Source organism: Flavobacterium humi (assembly GCF_004745595.1).
Classification (GTDB): Bacteria; Bacteroidota; Bacteroidia; order Flavobacteriales; family Flavobacteriaceae; genus Flavobacterium; species Flavobacterium humi.
This window is the reverse complement of sequence record NZ_SRLH01000003.1, coordinates 438,839-458,217: the sequence shown is the minus strand read 5'-3', so window position 1 is coordinate 458,217 and position 19,379 is coordinate 438,839. Positions and strand designations below refer to the sequence as shown.

Annotated in this window: 12 protein-coding genes; 7 read left to right on the top strand and 5 right to left on the bottom strand. The window is 42.7% G+C overall.

The window, feature by feature from the left end:
* Nucleotides 1-8 precede the first annotated feature (8 nt).
* The 4 genes from hemB to E4635_RS07265 all read left to right on the top strand — a co-directional run bounded on the left by hemB (nt 9) and on the right by E4635_RS07265 (nt 2,729).
* Nucleotides 9-1,004 (top strand): porphobilinogen synthase, encoded by a 996-nt coding sequence (hemB, locus tag E4635_RS07280; protein ID WP_135525968.1) that lies wholly within the window; start codon nt 9-11, stop codon nt 1,002-1,004.
* Between the two features lies 1 nt (nt 1,005).
* Nucleotides 1,006-1,407 carry a c-type cytochrome gene (locus E4635_RS07275; protein ID WP_135525967.1) on the top strand — a complete coding sequence of 134 codons (402 nt, stop codon included), beginning with the start codon at nt 1,006-1,008 and terminating at the stop codon, nt 1,405-1,407.
* Nucleotides 1,408-1,467: 60 nt separating this feature from the next.
* The gene (locus E4635_RS07270) at nt 1,468-1,938 is read left to right on the top strand and encodes a methylated-DNA--[protein]-cysteine S-methyltransferase (protein WP_135525966.1); all 471 of its coding nucleotides are present in this window, start codon (nt 1,468-1,470) and stop codon (nt 1,936-1,938) included.
* A 77-nt stretch (nt 1,939-2,015) separates the two neighbouring features.
* Nucleotides 2,016-2,729, top strand: coding sequence for a 3'-5' exonuclease (locus E4635_RS07265; RefSeq protein WP_135525965.1), 714 nt, complete (start codon nt 2,016-2,018; stop codon nt 2,727-2,729).
* Between the two features lie 51 nt (nt 2,730-2,780).
* Here E4635_RS07265 and E4635_RS07260 read toward each other — a convergent pair whose 3' ends face one another.
* A complete protein-coding gene (locus E4635_RS07260) occupies nt 2,781-5,729 on the bottom strand; it encodes a S8 family serine peptidase (protein WP_169630215.1) in 2,949 nt (982 codons plus the stop codon).
* A gap of 301 nt (nt 5,730-6,030) precedes the next feature.
* On the opposite strand from E4635_RS07260, the gene E4635_RS07255 reads away from it, so the two are divergent.
* From E4635_RS07255 to E4635_RS07245, 3 genes are all read left to right on the top strand, one after another.
* Entirely contained in the window at nt 6,031-7,470 is a 1,440-nt protein-coding gene (locus tag E4635_RS07255; protein WP_135525963.1) for a nucleoside recognition domain-containing protein, read from the top strand.
* Nucleotides 7,471-7,565: 95 nt separating this feature from the next.
* The gene (locus tag E4635_RS07250; RefSeq protein WP_135525962.1) at nt 7,566-8,498 is read left to right on the top strand and encodes a leucine-rich repeat domain-containing protein; all 933 of its coding nucleotides are present in this window, start codon (nt 7,566-7,568) and stop codon (nt 8,496-8,498) included.
* 93 nt (nt 8,499-8,591) lie between these two features.
* A complete protein-coding gene (locus E4635_RS07245) occupies nt 8,592-10,193 on the top strand; it encodes a fumarate hydratase (RefSeq protein WP_135525961.1) in 1,602 nt (533 codons plus the stop codon).
* Nucleotides 10,194-10,485: 292 nt separating this feature from the next.
* Here E4635_RS07245 and E4635_RS07240 read toward each other — a convergent pair whose 3' ends face one another.
* From E4635_RS07240 to E4635_RS07225, 4 genes are all read right to left on the bottom strand, one after another.
* On the bottom strand, nt 10,486-14,178 hold the full coding sequence (locus tag E4635_RS07240; RefSeq protein ID WP_135525960.1) for a T9SS type A sorting domain-containing protein: 3,693 nt from the start codon (nt 14,176-14,178) through the stop codon (nt 10,486-10,488).
* Nucleotides 14,179-14,310: 132 nt separating this feature from the next.
* The gene (locus tag E4635_RS07235; protein ID WP_135525959.1) at nt 14,311-17,802 is read right to left on the bottom strand and encodes a M4 family metallopeptidase; all 3,492 of its coding nucleotides are present in this window, start codon (nt 17,800-17,802) and stop codon (nt 14,311-14,313) included.
* Nucleotides 17,803-18,003: 201 nt separating this feature from the next.
* Entirely contained in the window at nt 18,004-18,663 is a 660-nt protein-coding gene (locus E4635_RS07230; RefSeq protein WP_135525958.1) for a CoA transferase subunit B, read from the bottom strand.
* A gap of 2 nt (nt 18,664-18,665) precedes the next feature.
* Nucleotides 18,666-19,367: a CoA transferase subunit A gene (locus E4635_RS07225; RefSeq protein ID WP_135525957.1), complete on the bottom strand. Its 702-nt coding sequence runs from the start codon at nt 19,365-19,367 to the stop codon at nt 18,666-18,668.
* Between the last annotated feature and the right edge of the window lie 12 nt (nt 19,368-19,379).

The following is a 19,379-nucleotide window of genomic DNA, read 5'->3' as shown; positions in this document are numbered from 1 at the left end:
ATATAGTTATGTTTCCACTACAACGAGGCAGAAGATTAAGAACAAACGAATCAATTAGGAGTTTAGTTCGCGAAACCACATTAAGTCCGAGTGATTTTATGTTCCCGATGTTTATTGCCGAAGGCGAAAATTATAAATCTGAAATCCCTTCAATGCCGGGAATTTTCCGCCGCTCATTAGATTTGACGGTCGAAGAGGTGAAAGAAATTTTTGCTTTGGGAATCCGTGCCGTAAACATTTATGTAAAAGTCGATGAATCCCTAAAGGACAATACCGGGAAAGAAGCCTGGAACCCTAACGGATTGATGCAACAGGCCATCAGGGCCATCAAAGCGGCTTGCCCGGAAATGATCGTCATGCCCGATGTAGCATTGGATCCTTACTCTATTTATGGCCATGACGGTATTATTGAAAATGGGGACATTGCCAATGATGCCACGAATGAAGCTTTGGTAAAAATGGCCGTTTCCCATGCCCAGGCCGGTGCCGATTTTGTAGCGCCAAGCGATATGATGGACGGACGCGTACTGCGTTTGCGCCAGGGGTTGGATGCTGCCGGTTTCCACCAGGTAGGGATTATGAGTTATTCGGCTAAATATGCCTCTGCCTTTTACGGCCCTTTCCGCGATGCTTTGGATAGTGCACCAAGAGAAGCGGATGTTGTGGTGCCAAAAGATAAGAAAACCTATCAGATGGATTATGCCAACCGCATTGAAGCCATCAAAGAAGCCCTTATGGATGTCGAAGAAGGTGCCGACATGGTCATGGTAAAGCCCGGGATTGCTTACCTGGATATTGTCCGGGAAGTGAAAAATGCCGTACCTGTGCCTGTGACGGTTTTCCATGTTTCAGGGGAATATGCCATGATTAAGGCTGCTGCCCAAAGAGGCTGGCTGGACCATGACAAAATCATGATGGAACAGCTGATGTGCATCAAACGTGCCGGTGCCAGCCTTATTTCAACCTATTTCGCTAAAGAAGCGGCTATTTTAATGTCCAAATAAAATGAAAAACACCGTACGCTTTTTCTCTTTGTTGGCTGTTGTTTGTTGTACTTTTTCAGGTCTTGTGTCGTGCAAAAGCGAAGAACAAAAAACCGAGCCTTTGTATCCGGATACCGAAACCGCCCAGACACCTCAACAGCTCGGTCAGGAAATTTTCGATGGGAAAGGTGTTTGCTATTCCTGCCACAAACCTGAAACCAAAACCATCGGCCCAAGCCTGAAAGATATTGCCAAAATTTACAAAGCAAAAGGCGGTAATATCGTCGAATTCCTCAAAGGGAATGCTGAACCTCTGGTAGATCCCAGCCAGTATGAAGTGATGAAAACCAATTTTGCGATTACCAAAAACTTATCCGCAGAAGAACAAAAAGCCTTGGAGGCTTATATCTTCAGCCATTTATAAAAACTACAATTAAGCCTTCCTGAGAAGGCTTTTTTTAGGTAAAATAATTACTTTTATCCTATGGAAACTGTTTTTATAAATTCTCCGTTGGGTATTACCAAAATTGAAGGCGATGAGCATGGCATTGCTGTCATTTCTGTCTTGTCGGAAGGAAAGGTTTCTGCTAAAATCCCGAAGCCTTTACAAGAGGCCGTGTCCCAACTTACCGAATATTTTGAAGGGAAAAGAACCGGTTTCAGCTTCAAACTCAATCCCAAAGGAACCGATTTCCAGCAAAAAGTATGGCAGGAATTACTTAACATCCCTTTCGGGAAAACCATGTCCTACCTGGATTTGTCCAAAAAATTAGGCGATGTGAAAGCCATTAGGGCCGTCGCTTCCGCAAACGGGAAAAATCCTTTGTGGATTGTTGTGCCCTGCCATAGGGTCATTGGTACCGATGGATCGCTTACGGGTTATGCCGGTGGTTTGTGGCGTAAAAAATGGCTATTGGAACACGAAAACCCAAACAAACAGCAAAGTTTGTTTTAAAAATAGTGGCACTTTATGGCTCATACTTTCAATTCAATTTTTTACATTCGTAGCGTAACCGCCAAAATGATAAGAAAATGATAGAGAAAATACCCCTGGAAAATATCTTGTTCCTCGATATAGAAACCGTTCCGGAACACGAAAACTACAACCATCTGGACCAGGACCTGCAATATTTGTGGGAACAAAAAACCCAATACCAGCGCAAAGACGACTATACTCCCGAAGCATTTTATGACCGTGCCGGGATTTGGGCGGAATTTGGCAAAATCATCTGCATCTCAGCCGGGTATTTTACGATAAAAGGGGACATCCGGAATTTCAGGGTCACTTCCTTTTTTGGTACCGAAGAAAAAATACTTAAGGATTTCAGCAATCTGATCAACAATCATTTTAGCCATCCGCAACATATTTTATGCGGGCATAATGCCAAGGAATTTGATTTTCCGTTTATGGCCCGCCGTATGATCATCAACGGAATCCACATTCCTCAAAAATTGAATTTGTTTGGAAAGAAACCATGGGAAGTCCCGCATCTGGATACTATGGAATTATGGAAATTCGGGGATTACAAAACCTTTACTTCCTTAAAATTATTAACCAAGGTACTGGGCATTCCTTCTCCCAAAGACGATATAGACGGCAGCCAGGTCTCCCATACTTTTTATGTGGAAAAAGACATTGACCGGATCATAACATACTGCGAAAAAGATGTCATTGCCGTTGCGCAGGTTTTATTGCGTTTCCGCAGGGAAGACCTCCTGGTCGAAGAGGAAATCATTCATATATAAGCAAATAAAAAGGGCCCTGGTTAGGGCCCTTTTTCAATATTTGTTCAAAAATTATCGGTTTAGGACAATCTTCTTGGTCGCTTTTTTGTTTCCATTTTCAACAGTAAGCATATAAACACCGTTTTGCAGATAATCGATATTTACTTCTCCTGTGGTAGCATTGATTTTTTTGGTAAAAATCTGTCTTCCCTGAATATCATGGAACGATAATGTGGTTACGCTTTCTTCAAGAGTATCCCCCAAATCAATGTTTAGGATTCCTTTGGTAGGGTTAGGATATATTTTAAGCCCTGCAATTTCATTTTCGCCTACACCCAATGATGCAGTCACTTTACAGATGCTCAATCCAAAACCGTTCACAACTCCTCCATCACCGTTATAAGGATCTTCCACATGCAATGTCCAGATTCCGTCAGCTACTAAACCATTAAGGCTGCTCAAAGGCTGGGATGGTGTAACATTACCGGAGATTGCCGGATTGCCGGAACATGCCGGAGCCGATCCTTCATCATCCACAACACAGTTGATATTGTCATTGTCCCCGCAAGCTTCTTCAAAAAGATACACAATCGGGCTGCCAATTGCTGCAGGACCCTGAAGGTAAATTGTCATATCCTGGATATACGTATGCGTAATATTCACGTTCACGTTTATATCCCCGATAGTTAATCCGCCGGTAACCGTAACCGGAACAGTTGCCTCAGCATTAGCCGTAGTGGCAATGGTAGCGTTGCTAAAGTTAGTCGCCGTAAAATTAAACCCGCACGTTAATACTCCAGTCTGGAAATTACGTACCGTTGCTGAAGCTGCAACTCCGTTACCACATCTGTTCGATGGAGTCACTCTCCAGTAATAACGCGTTGACTGAGTCAATCCTGTCAACTGGAATGTATTTTCAGGTTGCGTTGCATTGGCAATGATATTGGTGAAATTTGAATCTGTAGCCACTTGTACATTATAGGATTCTGCATTGGCATCTGCATTCCATTTCAGGATAACGGATGTTGAAACCCCTGTTTGTCCGTTAGCCGGTGTATTTAAAGCAGTAGGCTGGAAAGTCCCGTTGTATACTCTTAAAACTCTGTATCTTGTTTCTGTTTCTGTCCCGTTGTTCCCTAAAATCCCAACATTGTATTCTCCTGGTGCAATACCTGAAAGACCTGAAATAGTCATGGTAACATTCCCATTAGTATTTAAAGACGTTGGGCTGAATACCGCTGTTGCACCTGCAGGCAATCCGGCAGCGCTAAAGTTTGTCGTTCCAACTCCTGTTTGCTTGTAGGCAAATGTATACACCGCATTTTGATTGGCGCACAATGTCAAATCGGAAGAAGTGGAGTTGATGGCAAAATTGGAAGTTATCCCTGTAACTACCAATGCATAATTCTGTTTGGTTCCGCCTTGTAACGTTCCTTTGTGGGTAATGGTGATGGTATAATCTCCTGCAACCGGTGCATCGATTTTAACCTGCTCCACATTATCTACATTATTGTCTCCGGTTCTGATAGCTTCTGCCGTAACATCTGTATCTAATTTCCATGGGAAATAAGTGGTAGCGTTTCTTGTTACCCTGATATCCAAATCATTTACCAAAGCCGGTGTCGCATCATTTATCGGTCTTTCCCCGGCATTGATAGTCCCCGGTACATCCGTCCAGGTAATAGATGCCATTAAAGGATTTACCCCGTCTGATTTAACGGTCATAGTATACGTTTGCCCTTGGTTCAGGACTTCTTCTGAAACCCAGCTTGTCAATCCGTTGTTGGTTAATGTCTGAGCTGCCTTTTTAGCATTTAACAAGCCCCATCCATAAATGGCATCAGGACCGATATTCCCTGCTTCGTCCGCAGTATGGCAAGCCAATCCTTTTAGGGTAGCCGCTCTCATAAAGTTGTTTGTCAGGTTTTTGTAGTGCTGCTGCAATAACATTAAGGTTCCAGCCACATTCGGGCTTGCCATGGAAGTACCTGTCATGGAAATAGTTGCAGTGTTGGTTGTACTGTTACAAGAAATAACATCAGTACCGTTTCCTGTAATGTCCGGTTTGATCCTTCTGTCATCGGCCGGGCCCTGGCTGCTGGAAAGGTTAATTTCCACTGGAGCCGTTAAATTCCCGTTAACATCTACTGAAGCATCTAAAGCGTTCGCCACAACAAGGTTGTTTTTAGAAACTTTATTTCCTGTTAATTTATCATATCCAAAAGCTGCCGGATCTGTATTGTCATCCATACCATTATTCCCTGCAGAAGCAACCATCAGGTAATAAGGAGCCGAATAAGCAACCTGGTCCCATTCGTAGGATTCCGCAGAATAGGTCCCGATGTACCATGGTGAAAGAGGGACATTCGTTGCACTGATAATCGGCACACCATAAGAGTGATTCGAAATCAGCATTCCGCCCTGTACTTCATCCAGGGCCTCAGCACTGTCGTTTGTCCAGTTAAAGGTTCTCGCTTCTGCCTGCCATGCCATCCCTTTTGTTACAGGAGAAGCATTTGAAGCGATCATTGTCCCGGTAACGTGTGTAGAATGCGCTACATAAATTGTTCCTGTAGCATCATCAACAGTAGTGACACGCCCGGTTAGCAAATTATGAGTACGCCTAACTGTTCCCCCGTCCCATACACGGGCAACTAATCCTTGTCCGTTTAGGGTTAAACCTAGTGATCCGCCAGTATTTAAATGATTAGCCCTGGTTGATTTTGCCGCATTGGCATTTTCAGTAGAGTAATACAAAGGGAAACCGTCTGGGGTTAGTTTCATCAATTCCATAAAGTTGCCGTTTTCTCCCTTAAGGGTTATCGGCCAGTTATTGATTTTTGCCTTTTCAATCGCATTCTTTTTGTCCAGTTCTCCCTTTTTGAGGTAAAACTCTTTTAGCGCTTTTATTTTTTTCAGGTCATAATTCTCTGTTATTTTTTTCGCATCTTCCTTGGTTTGAGCGAAAACAGATAATGATGATGCCAGAAAAACAACACTTAAAAAATAATTTTTTTTCATTCTATAAGTCATTATTGTTAGTTAAGTGCGCCAAATATACATTTTTATGACTTCACTAACTGTTAAGACACAAATTAATTTTCAATATGTGTCTGTTTTTTAACGGTTTAAATTCACATTTTACAACAATAATGTTTTTTTTGTTCTGTAATGTAGTAATATTCTGTTTTTTAGGAGGTCCGGGGCTTTTTTTGTTAAATTTTCCTCGGTGGTAATTTGGGAGAAGAAGCATTGGGCTGCAGCCAAAAATTATTTCTTTGCCAATACTATAAAATAGTACATTTACGAAAAAAACAGATTTATGGTACTAAGCAGATTTTGGCTGGCTATTTTTATCTCTTCGATTGTATTTGTGGTTTGCAGCCTTTTTACGGGAAATACGTATACGATTGATTTTATATTAAATGGAAAAAAGGACGACCCGGTTCTCATAGCTGAAAAATACGTACATCAACTCCCTGTTTTCATTAAGGACAGTATTGAAAAAGCTCCCGAGAAAACCATGGTCATCAATACCGAAGTTTCCAATCCTGATACGACCTATGTTTTCAGTAACAAAACCGTAAAAATTTACAGCGGTGTCCAAAAATCGGACGGCCTCTTGCCTACCTGCAAAAACAGCCTCCTGGACCTGATCATCCCATTAATTGCCTACCTGGCTTTTTTCTGCGGGATCATGCAATTATTGATAGATTCCGGGGCATCCGAAAAATTAGCGGAAAAGCTGAGTCCTATGTTTTTGAAAATTTTCCCAACCGTACCCAAAAACCACGAATCCATTTCGTATATGACCCTTAATTTTGCGGCTAATTTTTTAGGTTTGGATTCTGCCGCGACGCCATTCGGGCTCAAGGCGATGCAAAGCCTTCAGGAATTAAACCCGGATAAGGACAGGGCCAGCGATGCCCAGATCATGTTTATGTGTTTGCATGCTGCCGGTTTGACACTGATTCCTACTTCGATCATCGGATACCGTGCCGCTGAAAATGCCAGCAATCCTGCCGATGTGATGCTGCCTTGTATCATCACTTCTTTTGTGGGCACCATTGCCGCTTTCCTGATTGTGGGGATCCGCCAGAAAATCAATTTCAAAAGTGCTTCCCTGGTTGTCGCACTCATCACATTGATTGCCGCAATTGTAGGTTTGCTTTTTTATGTGAATCATTTGGATTTGATTGGCAAGAACTTTTTCACTTCCAACCTTTCCGGTTTGATGCTGGTGGCCATCATTGCTTTTACGTTGGTTTTTTCCTTCTTCCGCGAGAAAAAATTCACAGAAAAGAATACGACTATTTTTGATGCTTTTGTAACAGGCGCCAACAACGGGCTAAAAACCGGTGTGACCATTTTCCCTTATGTTATGGGGATGCTCGTAGCTATTTCCTTTTTCCGTAACAGCGGTTTGTTTGAAATCATCAGCAACGGGATTTCGTTCCTTTTTTCGAATATCGGCGTAAGCAAGGAGATCACTGATTCTTTGCCGGTGGCCATGCTAAGGCCTTTCAGTTCGGGAGGTTCCAGAGGTTTTATGATTGATTCGATGCGCAACTTCGGACCGGATTCCTTTACCGGAAGATTGAGCTGCATTTTCCAGTGCAGCGCCGAAACCACTTTTTATGTGATTGCCGTGTACTTCGGGTCTATCAATGTCAAAAATACCCGTTACACGCTTGCCACTATGCTTTTGGTGGATCTGATCTGTGTGGTTGCAGCCATTTTTGTAGCCAGCTGGTTTTTTTAATTAACGAAATCGTAAACCCTTATTGCAATAGTTTTTTAATTATAATTTCTTTATTTGCGAAAGATTATTATTTTTATCGCCCCAAATAATTACCTATGATTAGCCTACAGAAATTTCTTGTATTGGTGCTTGTAAACTGTGCTTTCCTATCGATGAATGCACAAGAAGCCGAAAGCCGTTCGATGAGCGACATTATGAATTCCCCAAATCCTGAAAAGTACAAGGAACTCAACCTGAACAACAGGAGCCTTACCAAATTACCGGTGGAAATCGGCCGTTTTGTAAATCTTGAAAAGCTTTGGTTAAACTATAACGACCTTCAGTCCTTGCCTATCGAGATCAGCAAACTGACCAAGCTAAAGGAATTGTACCTCAACAATAACCAATTCATCCGTTTCCCGCTGGAGATTACAAAAATCACCAGCCTGGAAAAAATCGAAATACAGAAAAACAAAATTGAAAGCGTAACGATTTCTTTAGGGAAATTAACCAAGCTGAGAAAACTGAATTTAAGCTACAACAAGATCGATATCCTTCCGATGGAAATCGGGAACCTGGTCAGCCTGACCGACCTGGTTTTATTCGACAATAAAATAAAAGAAATCCCGGCCGAAATAGGACAGCTTACCAAAATAAAAGTCCTCAACCTGGAGAAGAATGCTATTGGAGCCTTGCCGATGCAGGTAGGCAACCTGACCAACCTGACGGACCTCAACCTGAAAAACAACCAGCTTCAGGCGATCCCGTCGGAAGTCATGACGCTCACCAACCTGAACAGCCTGGTGTTGGATAAAAACCAGTTGCGGAAACTATCGGCAGATATCGGCAACCTGACCAAACTGACTGTATTGGACCTGGATGAAAACCAGTTCCGGACATTGCCTCAGGAAATTGTCAACCTGGTCAATCTTAAAGAATTATACCTGGGCGCCAACCCATGGACCGGTTTTCCGGAAACCACCCTTCCTTTTATTGAAAAGCTGGAGTTCGGCCAATCTGAAGTAGTTAAGAAACTGATCAAGAAATAAGGTATCTCGTTTGTTTTCAAAACGATAAAAAAGGCAACAAAAGGGCTTTTTCTTATTATTTATTATCTTTGCCAACCAAAATTATTACATCTGATGGATTTTATATACCAAGACCCGTATCCTATTGAAAAAGACGATACACAATACAGGAAAATTTCTTCCGATTTCATAAAAACCCAGCAGCTGGGAGACCGTGAAATCCTGATAGTTGACCCAAAAGCATTGGAACTGCTCTCCCAGGAAGCCATGAAAGACGTTTCCTTTATGCTTCGTACTTCGCACCTGAAAAAACTCAAGGCCATTTTGGACGACCCGGAAGCTACCGATAATGATCGTTTTGTCGCTTACAACCTATTGCAAAACGCTGTTGTAGCTGTAGAAGGCGAATTGCCTTCCTGCCAGGATACCGGAACGGCAATCGTGATGGCGAAAAAAGGAGAAGGGATCTATACCGGAGCCAATGATGCCGAATGGTTGTCCAAAGGAATTTTCAATACGTACCAGGAACGCAATTTACGGTATTCGCAAATTGTCCCGATTTCGATGTTTGAAGAAAAAAACTCCGGGTCTAACCTTCCGGCGCAAATAGATATTTATGCCAAAAAAGGGGACTCTTACGAATTTTTGTTTTTGGCCAAAGGAGGTGGTTCGGCCAACAAAACCTTTTTGTACCAAAAGACAAAATCGCTCCTGAACGAAAAATCCATGGATGAATTTGTCCGTGAAAAAATAAAAGATTTGGGTACTTCGGCTTGTCCGCCGTACCATTTGGCATTAGTCATCGGAGGCACTTCTGCGGAAGCGAACCTGGCAGCCGTAAAAAAAGCTTCAGCCGGGTATTTCGACAACCTGCCAACATCCGGAAACATGGGAGGCCAGGCTTTCCGTGATTTGGAATGGGAAAAACGTGTGCAGGAAATTTGCCAGGAAAGTGCCATCGGAGCGCAATTTGGGGGAAAATATTTCACGCATGATGTCCGTGTCATCCGTTTGCCACGCCATGCTGCTTCCTGCCCGGTCGGATTAGGTGTTTCGTGTTCGGCAGACAGGAATATCAAAGGGAAAATCACCAAGGAAGGGATTTTCGTTGAGCAATTGGAAGAAAACCCGAAACAGTTTTTACCCGAAACCGCTCCGCACCTGGAAGCACCTGTTGAAATTGACCTGAACAGGCCGATGCCGGAAATATTGGCGGAACTATCAAAATACCCAATCAAAACCCGATTGAAATTAAACGGTACACTAATCGTAGCCCGGGATATTGCGCATGCCAAAATAAAAGAATTGCTGGATGCCGGAAAACCGATGCCGGAATACTTTAAGAACCATCCGGTGTATTATGCCGGTCCTGCAAAAACCCCTGAAGGGATGCCTTCCGGAAGTTTCGGGCCAACCACAGCAGGACGTATGGATGTATATGTAAACGAATTCCAGGCAGCTGGCGGAAGTATGGTAATGCTTGCCAAAGGAAACCGTACAGCCGATGTAAAAAATGCCTGTAACAAATACGGCGGCTTTTACCTGGGATCCATCGGCGGGCCTGCGGCGATCTTGGCCAAGGAAAATATCCTTTCGGTGGAAGTAGTCGATTTTGAAGAATTGGGCATGGAAGCCGTCCGTAAGATTACCATCAAGGATTTCCCTGCTTTTATCATTACCGACGATAAAGGAAATGATTTTTTTGAGAATTTATAATTCATCACATTACTGTATAAAAAAGCGCTCATTATGAAGCGCTTTTTTTGTATCCTCCTTTTTGATTTCTATTTTCTTAGCATCCTTGTAAACAACGTTTTCTTGTGATAATTTTTCCATCATTATTTTTTTTACCACAAAATTGTGATAAAATTTTTCTATAAAATTAAATTATCACAAAACTGTGATGGTTTTTACTAAATAATTTTTTTTATCACAGAAGCCTATTTCCCTATAATTGAAAATGCCCTGCTGTAGTAAGCAAGGCATTTCTTTTGTATCAAACCGATACTTATTTTTTGATAAATTTCTTGGCCGCTGTTTTTTGACCGTCCTTCAATTCGAAAATGTAAATCCCTGGCTGAAGGTCAGAAATATTAATTCCGTTTTGGCTTGTCTTTCCGGATTTTACCAGATTGCCTATTAGGTTATAAATCCTGAATGTAGCATTGTTGTTATCGGTCATTGCGACATTTAAGGTTTCTCCGGCAGGATTAGGATATAAAACAAACATTTCTTTTTCATCTTGGGTAAATGACGGAGTGGCCAATGGAGGAGTATCGCCTATCAAACGTAAAAAGTAATTGGATACTGTTGTTTTGTATTGATTAAAAAGTCCTCCTGCCAAAATTTTTCCGTCCTCTTGGACCGCTAATGCAAGGACCGTATTGTCAAATCCTGTAGTGGTACTAAATGTGGCGTCGATAGATCCGCTTGCGCTGATTCTTGCCAATTTTGCTGCAGTGGTGCCATTATAAGTGGTGAAATTTCCACCGGCGATGATTTTTCCGGATTCAATTTCAATAGTATTCACAAAATTATCAAATCCGCTTCCGGAACTAAACAGGATGTCTTTCCCTCCTGAAATGTTCAGCCTCACAATCCTGTTAGCCGTTGCCCCGTTGTATGACGTGAAATTTCCGCCAACCATTATTTTTCCATCCGGTTGCAGGACAATAACCCTGACAATGTTATTGAAGCCGGATCCTATTGTAAAAGAAGTATCCCGGCTACCATCGTCATTTAACCTTACAATCCTGTTAACAGCCGTACCATTATAATTGGTAAAGCTGCCGCCTATGAGCATTTTCCCGTCCGATTGGAGGGCAATAGCATATATGGTATTGTTGAAACCAAGCCCTGCTGCAAACACACTATCGATGCTTCCGTCCGGATTTAAACGGATAATCCTGTTGGCCGCAACTCCGTTGTAAGACGTAAAATCGCCAGCTATTATAATTTTCCCATTATTTTGCAAGGCAATTGCAAGTACTCTGTTGTCAAATCCTGTCCCGGTATTGAAAGAAGTGTCTGCAGTACCGTCCCCAAGCAATCGTATGATCCTGTTGGCTGTGGTTCCGTTGTAAGAGATAAAATCCCCACCTACTAAAATTTTATTGTCGGCCTGTACTTTTATCTTATTAACCCCTGCATCAAAACCTGAACCTGAACTAAATGAGTTATCAAGATTCCCATCGGTATGTATCCTGGCAATCCTCTTTGTGGTAGCACCATTGTAGGCTGTAAATGTTCCTCCTGCCAGGATTTTATGATCTGCCTGCAAGGCTATGGTATTTACAGTATTGTCAAATCCTGCTGTGTTGAACGATAGATCGCGGGTCCCGTCTGTGTTTAATTTTAAAATCCTGTTGACCGCTTTGCCGCTAAAAGTCTTAAAATCCCCGGCCATAATTATTTTACCGTCAGATAACACTCTTACCGATGTGGCTAGATTGTCTTCGATTTTAGCCCCAGTACTAGCACTAAACGTGTTATCATAACTGCCATCTGCATTCATACGGACAGTACCGTAACAACTTACCCCACTGTAATTATACAAATCCCCTACTACAATTATTTTCCCATCCAACTGTGAGGCAATACCTTTTATACCACTAATATGCAAAGACGTATCGAATGTTCCGGTGGAAAAAGTGCTGTCATAGCTACCGTTCGCATTTAATCGTACTATCATATCAGCATTGGAACCATTGTAAGAATTGAAAAACCCTATGCAGAGGACTTTACCGTCCGGCTGTACTAACATTTGATGGACGAACTCCCTTGTTGAAGTAACTGAAGAATTAGCAAAACCCGTACCTGTGTTAAACGATACATCTTTTGTCCCGTCATTGTTTAATCTTATGATTCCTTTTGAAGGACTACCGTTATAAGTGGTAAACAAACCTCCAATCAGGATTTTCCCATCTGGCTGGATTTTTATTGCATAAGTTGTTTTGTTAAACCCTGTTCCCACATTGAATGTTGGATCAATACTACCATCACTATTCAGCCTTACAATGTGGTTGAGTGTTGTCCCATTATAAGAAAGTAAAGCCCCTGCAACAATTATTTTACCATCTGTTTGCACAGCAATATCATTCAAAAACGAAGCTGTGGCAAAACCTGTTCCTACATTGAAAGAAGCATCTACCAATCCGTCCGGATTCAGTCTTATTATCCGATTGCTGTTGGTGGTATTGTATTTTGTAAAAGCACCGCACACTAAAATCTTCCCGTCGGTTTGTGTTATAACCTTAAAAACCCAATCATTAAAACCTATTCCTGAACTGAATGTAGTATCGAGGCTTCCGTTGGCATTCAATCTTGCTACTGTCTTAGCAGTTGTTTTGTTATAACTTCCAAAACTACCGCATACCAAAAGCTTGCCGTCAGGCTGTTCAAAAGTATCTTCTACACTCCCGTCAAATCCGGCTGAAGCGCCAAAAGTTGGATCTACAAACCCGTCAGGATTTATTCTTGCTATATGTTTGTGGGGATAAGAATCGAAGCTAACAAAGTCTCCTCCAATAATTATCTTTCCGTCAGATTGTAATGCCGGTATTTTTTTATCTGCATTCCCTCTATAACTATACGTTAGATCGAAAGAAGGATCTATAGTTCCGTCAGGATTAATCCGAATCATATTCTTTTCGGTAGCAAAATCATTGTAGGAATTAAAATACCCCCCACAAACCACAATTTTACCATTATCTTGTATGATGATCTCATTTACCTTTGGGATTTGGAGAGGGACAGCAGTAAATCCTGTACCACTATTAAACCCCGGATCAAGCGAACCGTCTGCATTCAACCTCGCAATATTATTAACTGCTGTATTGTTGAATGTTGAAAAAGTGCCAACCACCACTATTTTATTGTCTGGTTGTATGGCCAAATTACACACAACGGAGTTGACTATGGCTGTGGGAGTGGAATAAAGAAATCCTGTTCCTATACTAAAAGTTGTATCTCTGGCTCCATTAGCCTCTAACCGGACCAGCTTTACTGCTGAAACCCCGTCATACATGGTAAAAGGACCACAAAGCAACAACTTCCCGTCTGATTGTAAATGTATTTTTTCGACTGTTTGATCAAACCCAGTCCCAACCGTAAAAGAAGTATCGATGCTACCGTCAGCATTTAACCGTATGATTCTATTGGCCGCAACACCATTGTAACTTGTAAAATCCCCACCAACAATTACCTTGCCATCCGCTTGTACTACTATTGTTTTCACAATATCATTGAACCCCATTCCTATTGTAAAAGAATTATCTAAGGATCCGTCAGCATTCAATCTGGCTATCCTGCTTCGGGCGATGGTGGAACTGTAATTTAAAAATCCGCCCCCCACGATGATTTTACCATCATTTTGAACCCCTATAGCATATACAGTACGTAAATAATCATACGGTGTATTGAAAGTGGTGTCCTTACTGCCGTCAGGATTTAACCTGAGTATCCCTGCTGTATTTGTAAGAATTGAATTGTATCTTGAAAAGTTACCTCCAACCAGGATTTTATCGTCTGACAGGACAGATACTGCGAAAACTTCTGAGAAGATACCAATCTCTCTTGAGACACCGAAGACAGGTACGGCTGCCATTGTAGCATTGAAGTTGGGGTCTATCGTACCTGGAACTTGAGCAAGGCCAATGATGGAATAAAATAACACGAAGACAGTAAGTAATCTTTTTTTCATATTTTGCTGTTAATCTTGTAATTGGGTGTAAAAATGCTATGGCGGCAAAGCTATTGATTTTATTATGATTTATATAAAAAAAAAGCGGCTTAAAAAAATAAGCCGCTTTTGGTTTGGTAAACGTTGTTTTGATTATTTTTTGATAAATTTCCTTGTAATCAATTTTTGACCGTCATTCAGTTCAAAAATGTACATACCTGATTTCAATTCAGCAACATTGATTTCATTTGGTGTTGAAACCCCTGATTTTACTTTCTGTCCTACAATATTGAAGATCTGGAATGAGGTTTGCCTTCCGTCGGCCACCGTAATGTTTAGCGTATTTTCAGCAGGGTTTGGATAGAGGCCAAGATCGAATACATTCGTTTCGTTTTCGATGGTATTGGCAGCTGCAATTCCGGCTACTGCCGCACCACCGATATTTACCGTATAATCCTCTACTTCCCCGTAAGAGAATGTTTCGCAGGCGGTTGGCGCTGCATTGTATTTCATGGAAACCCTCATTCTGGTCGTTCCGGCCAAAGCGGTTGTCGGTACTGTAAATGTTCCTGTTAAATTACCGCTGCTGGAAGACGATCCGGCTACTACCTGCTCCGTTGTTTCAAAAGTGCCGTTTTTATTGTAGTCAATCCAGATGCTCCAGAATTCAGTATAAGCTGATCCTGAAAATCCGGTACTAAATGTAATAGTGTTCGACCCGTAAGGTACATTCCCAACCAAATTGGTAAAATTCCCATAACCGGCATTTGGCCCCGTGGTATTGGCAATTCCGCCTAAAGCCACATAATCAATATATTCGTCAGCTACACTATTCCCTTTAGTAGCACAATACGTAACACTAGTAGACGAAGTGGTCACATTTACCGTATTACTTGCCACAGAAACATTGCCGTTGCCGTCTTTCGCCCTCACAGAAAAAGTGTATGCTGTAGCCGCCGTTAAGCCAGTTACGGTATAAGTTGTCCCGGTTACCGAAGCTTTCAATGCTGCTCCCTGGTAAACATCGTAACCTGTTACGGCCACATCATCCGTAGCGGCAGTCCAGGATAAATTTGTAGAAGTGGAAGTTGTTCCCGAAGCTGTTAAATTGGAAGGAGCTGAAGGAGCTGTCGTATCAGGTGTACCGGCTACTAAATTGACAGTATAATCTTCAACTTGCCCGTACTGGAATGCTTCGCAAACGGTTGGGATTCCGTTGTATTTCATAGAAACCCTCATTCTTGTAGCGCCTGCAGCCGCCGTGGCCGCTACTGTAAAACTTCCTGTGGCCGGAGTGGTTGTAGAAGCTGCTTTGCTCCATACCAATTCCCCTGCATCCGCAAAATCCTTGTCGTTATTGTAGTCGATCCATACTGCATAGCCTTCCGCATACGCAGAACCTGTCCATGTCGGGGTTATTGTCACTGTTGTGGAAGCTCCTAAAGTAAGGTTGGTGGAAATAGCAGTAAAATCAGTATATCCTGTTCCTCCGGTTGAAGGATTATTGATCGTACCGATTTGTACTCTTCCTATTAATTCATCGGCTACACTGCCTCCTTGCGAAGCACAATACGAAGCGGTTGCGGCCAGTGTTGTCACATTTACCGCATTACTGCTTGCCGAAAGGTTGCCTGCCGCATCTTTGGCTTTGACCGTAAAAGTATAGGCTGTAGAAGCTGTCAATCCTGAAGCGGTATAAGTGGTCCCGGTAGCAGTCCCTAATAAAGTTGTTCCACTGTACACATTGTATCCGGTAACCGCCACATTATCGGTAGAAGCTGTCCAGGATAAGTTAGTAGAAGAAGAAGTGGTCCCTGAAGCGGTTAAACTTCCCGGAACGGATGGAGCCACAGTATCAGTCGAACCGGAATACGCTGCTCCTACACCTACTGCGTAAAAGGCATTAGTGGTCGCGATAACTTCTGCAGAACCCGCTCCATATAAGTCAGTGGCTGCCTGGATGCCATATGTCCTGGCGTTAGCATATGTAGAATTGGAAGACAAATACACACTTTCCAGGCGATAGGCAATTTTAGCTGCTTTATCGATGGTGATACCTGTTACGTTAAAAACACTTCCGATATCATTCGTCCCGGATTTTCCAACGGACAAAATGTAAAACCAATGGTTCAATACCCCGGAATTATAATGGACACCACAATAATCATTACTGTTTGATGGTGTACAATTTACGTTTTTCCAATAGGTCCCGCCATAAGTATCAGGCTGTCCTTCGGCATTAGGGTTGCTCATCGAACGAAGGCCTGCATGTCCTGATCTTCTTTCGATATCTTCCCCGATCACCCAAGTTGATTTAGTCGGAGCTGCCCTGTATTCGATACAAGCGCCCCAAATGTCGGAGAAAGCTTCATTTAAGGCTCCGGATTCTTTTTGGTAAGCTAAGTTTGCCGTATAGGTACAAACCGCATGGCCTATTTCGTGTCCCGCCACATCCATGGCCGTCAGCACATCGAAAACAGTACCGCTACCGTCGCCGTAGGTCATGACACTTCCATTCCAGAAAGCATTGTTGTTATCCGGATAACCGGCTGCCACAAGGTTATAATGCACATAACTTTTTATTTTGGCCCCTGCATTGTCATAACTGTTCCGGCCATGAACTGAAGACCAGTAATCATAAGTCATTTCGGCGCCCCAGTGTGCATCTAATGCACCATTGTCTTTGTTGGTGTTGTTGAATTCCGCTGCAGTCCAGTTGTTGTCCGCGTCGGTAAAATTAGTGGTCGGGTACGATGCTGTCCTGGCAGAATTGTACGTTTGTACACCATTCCCCCGGCTTGTATCCGATAAGATATAGGAGGAACCGCTTAACGTGGTTTCAATAGTCTGCGTTCCGCTGTAACGGGTAGCCGCATTAGCAGAGACCAATGTTGCGGCCATATCCTGATGGCCAGCGCCTGAATTTTTTTCTGCGGAAGCGCCTGCCGTGCCATGGCTGTGCTCGCCTAAATGTTTGATGGTAGCATTGTAAAATAACGCTTCTCCTGTATTGGCATCGATATATAGGTCACCGCGGCTTAAAGGCTGGGTCGCATAGATATCGAATTTGTACGCCAAACGTACATTGTCAACAGTTCTTTTTTCGCCTTGGTCCTGCATGGAAGGCAGTAATACCAATTCGCCCTGCGGTTTGGTATAATCCATGGCAGCAGCATCGGCCGGGTTTTCCCATAGATAGTGTTTGGCGCCAATCTGGGCCAGTGCCCTGTTAAATGCTTCCTGGCTGGAAATGGCAGGCGATGTGTTTACATTGTTCAAATTGTAGAACTCACCACTCATGGAAGACAGTTTCCCATTTTTAGAGTGCATGGTATAGGTAGCGAATTCTACCTTAATCCCGTTGTGGTATAATTGGAATTTTTCGTGGGTGAAGCCCTGAGGATCGGATTCTGTCTTGATCCTGGAGAAGTTTTGGTTTTGTTTCAATCCTAGCTGGTCCTGAAATACTTTTTGGAAATCGGAACTCTTGTAAGTGGATTCCGCTTTGAATGTAATCAAGCTTGGCGTGCCATTTTCGCCTCTGCTTTTTTGGCTTACATTCTTATCTGTTTCCTGGGCGAAAGCAGACAACGCAAATAAGGACAGCGTAAATGCCGAGGCAAAGCTGCTTAATTTTGTTTTCATAGTAATTGGTTTTTGATTAGTTAATTAATTGTTGCTTAATTGTTAAAAACAAATCTAATTAATTGTAAACTAATATCTTACAAAAACGAAATCCTTAAGTTAACCATAAAATCCCAACCGTTAAAAACCCCATTAAACACTGATTGGAACAAAAAAAAGCATCTTATGCAAGATGCTTTTTTAGCTATACTATTTTATTTTTTAGCGGATGTCCATTTCAGGAATATCTCCTTCGATGATCAGGTCGGCTTCTGTGGCTTTGATGATTTCTTCCACGGAAACCCCTGGTGCCCTTTCCAGAAGTTTGAACCCTTTTGGGGTAATTTCCAGTACGGCCAGTTCGGTTACAACTTTTTTAACACAGCCGACACCGGTTAACGGCAGTGTGCATTTTTTTAGTATTTTCGATTCTCCGGCCTTGTTTACGTGCATCATGGCTACGATGATGTTTTCTGCCGAAGCCACAAGGTCCATGGCGCCTCCCATTCCTTTTACCATTTTACCGGGAATTTTCCAGTTGGCGATATCCCCGTTTTCCGAGACTTCCATAGCACCCAAGATTGTCAGGTCGACATGCTGGCTGCGGATCATCCCGAAACTGAAAGCTGAATCGAAAAAACTGGCTCCGGGCAAGGTTGTAATGGTTTGTTTCCCTGCGTTGATAATATCGGCATCTTCCTCTCCTTCAAAAGGGAAAGGCCCCATGCCCAACACACCGTTTTCACTTTGGAACTCCACCGAAATATCATGACGGACATAATTGGCCACCAATGTCGGGATTCCGATCCCAAGGTTTACATAATAGCGGTCTTTGACCTCTTTTGCTATCCTTCTTGCTATATCTTCTTTACCTAGTGCCATGATTAACTTCTTTGTCTTACTGTACGTTGCTCGATTCTTTTTTCAAATTTTTCTCCCTGGAAAATGCGGTTGACCAAAATCCCCGGAATGTGGATGGCATTAGGATCAAGGGATCCAACCGGAAGCAGTTCCTCAACCTCAGCAATAGTAATTTTCCCGGCACCGGCCATGCAAGCGTTGAAATTACGGGCCGTTCCTTTGAAAATAAGATTTCCGGCTTCGTCCCCTTTCCAGGCTTTGACAATGGCAAAATCAGCTTTGTAAGCCAATTCCATAATGTGCATTTTTCCGTTGAATTCACGGGATTCCTTACCTTCAGCCACTTCCGTGCCGTAACCGGCCGGTGTGAAGAACGCAGGGATACCGGCTTGTGCGGCGCGGCATTTTTCGGCCAAAGTTCCTTGCGGAGTCAATTCTACTTCCAGTTCCCCGGAAAGCATCTGACGTTCGAACTCGGCATTTTCCCCAACATAGGAAGAAATCATTTTTGTAATCTGGCGTTTTTGCAACAGCAATCCCAATCCGAAATCATCCACGCCGGCATTATTGGAAATGCAGGTTAGGTTTTTGACGTCTTTTTTTACCAGTTCGGCAATGCTGTTTTCAGGGATTCCGCAAAGGCCGAAACCACCCAGCATAATGGTTTGCCCGTCTTTAATGTCCTGCAATGCTTCCTGGACATTAGTTACTTTTTTATTGATCATGTTGTATGTGTT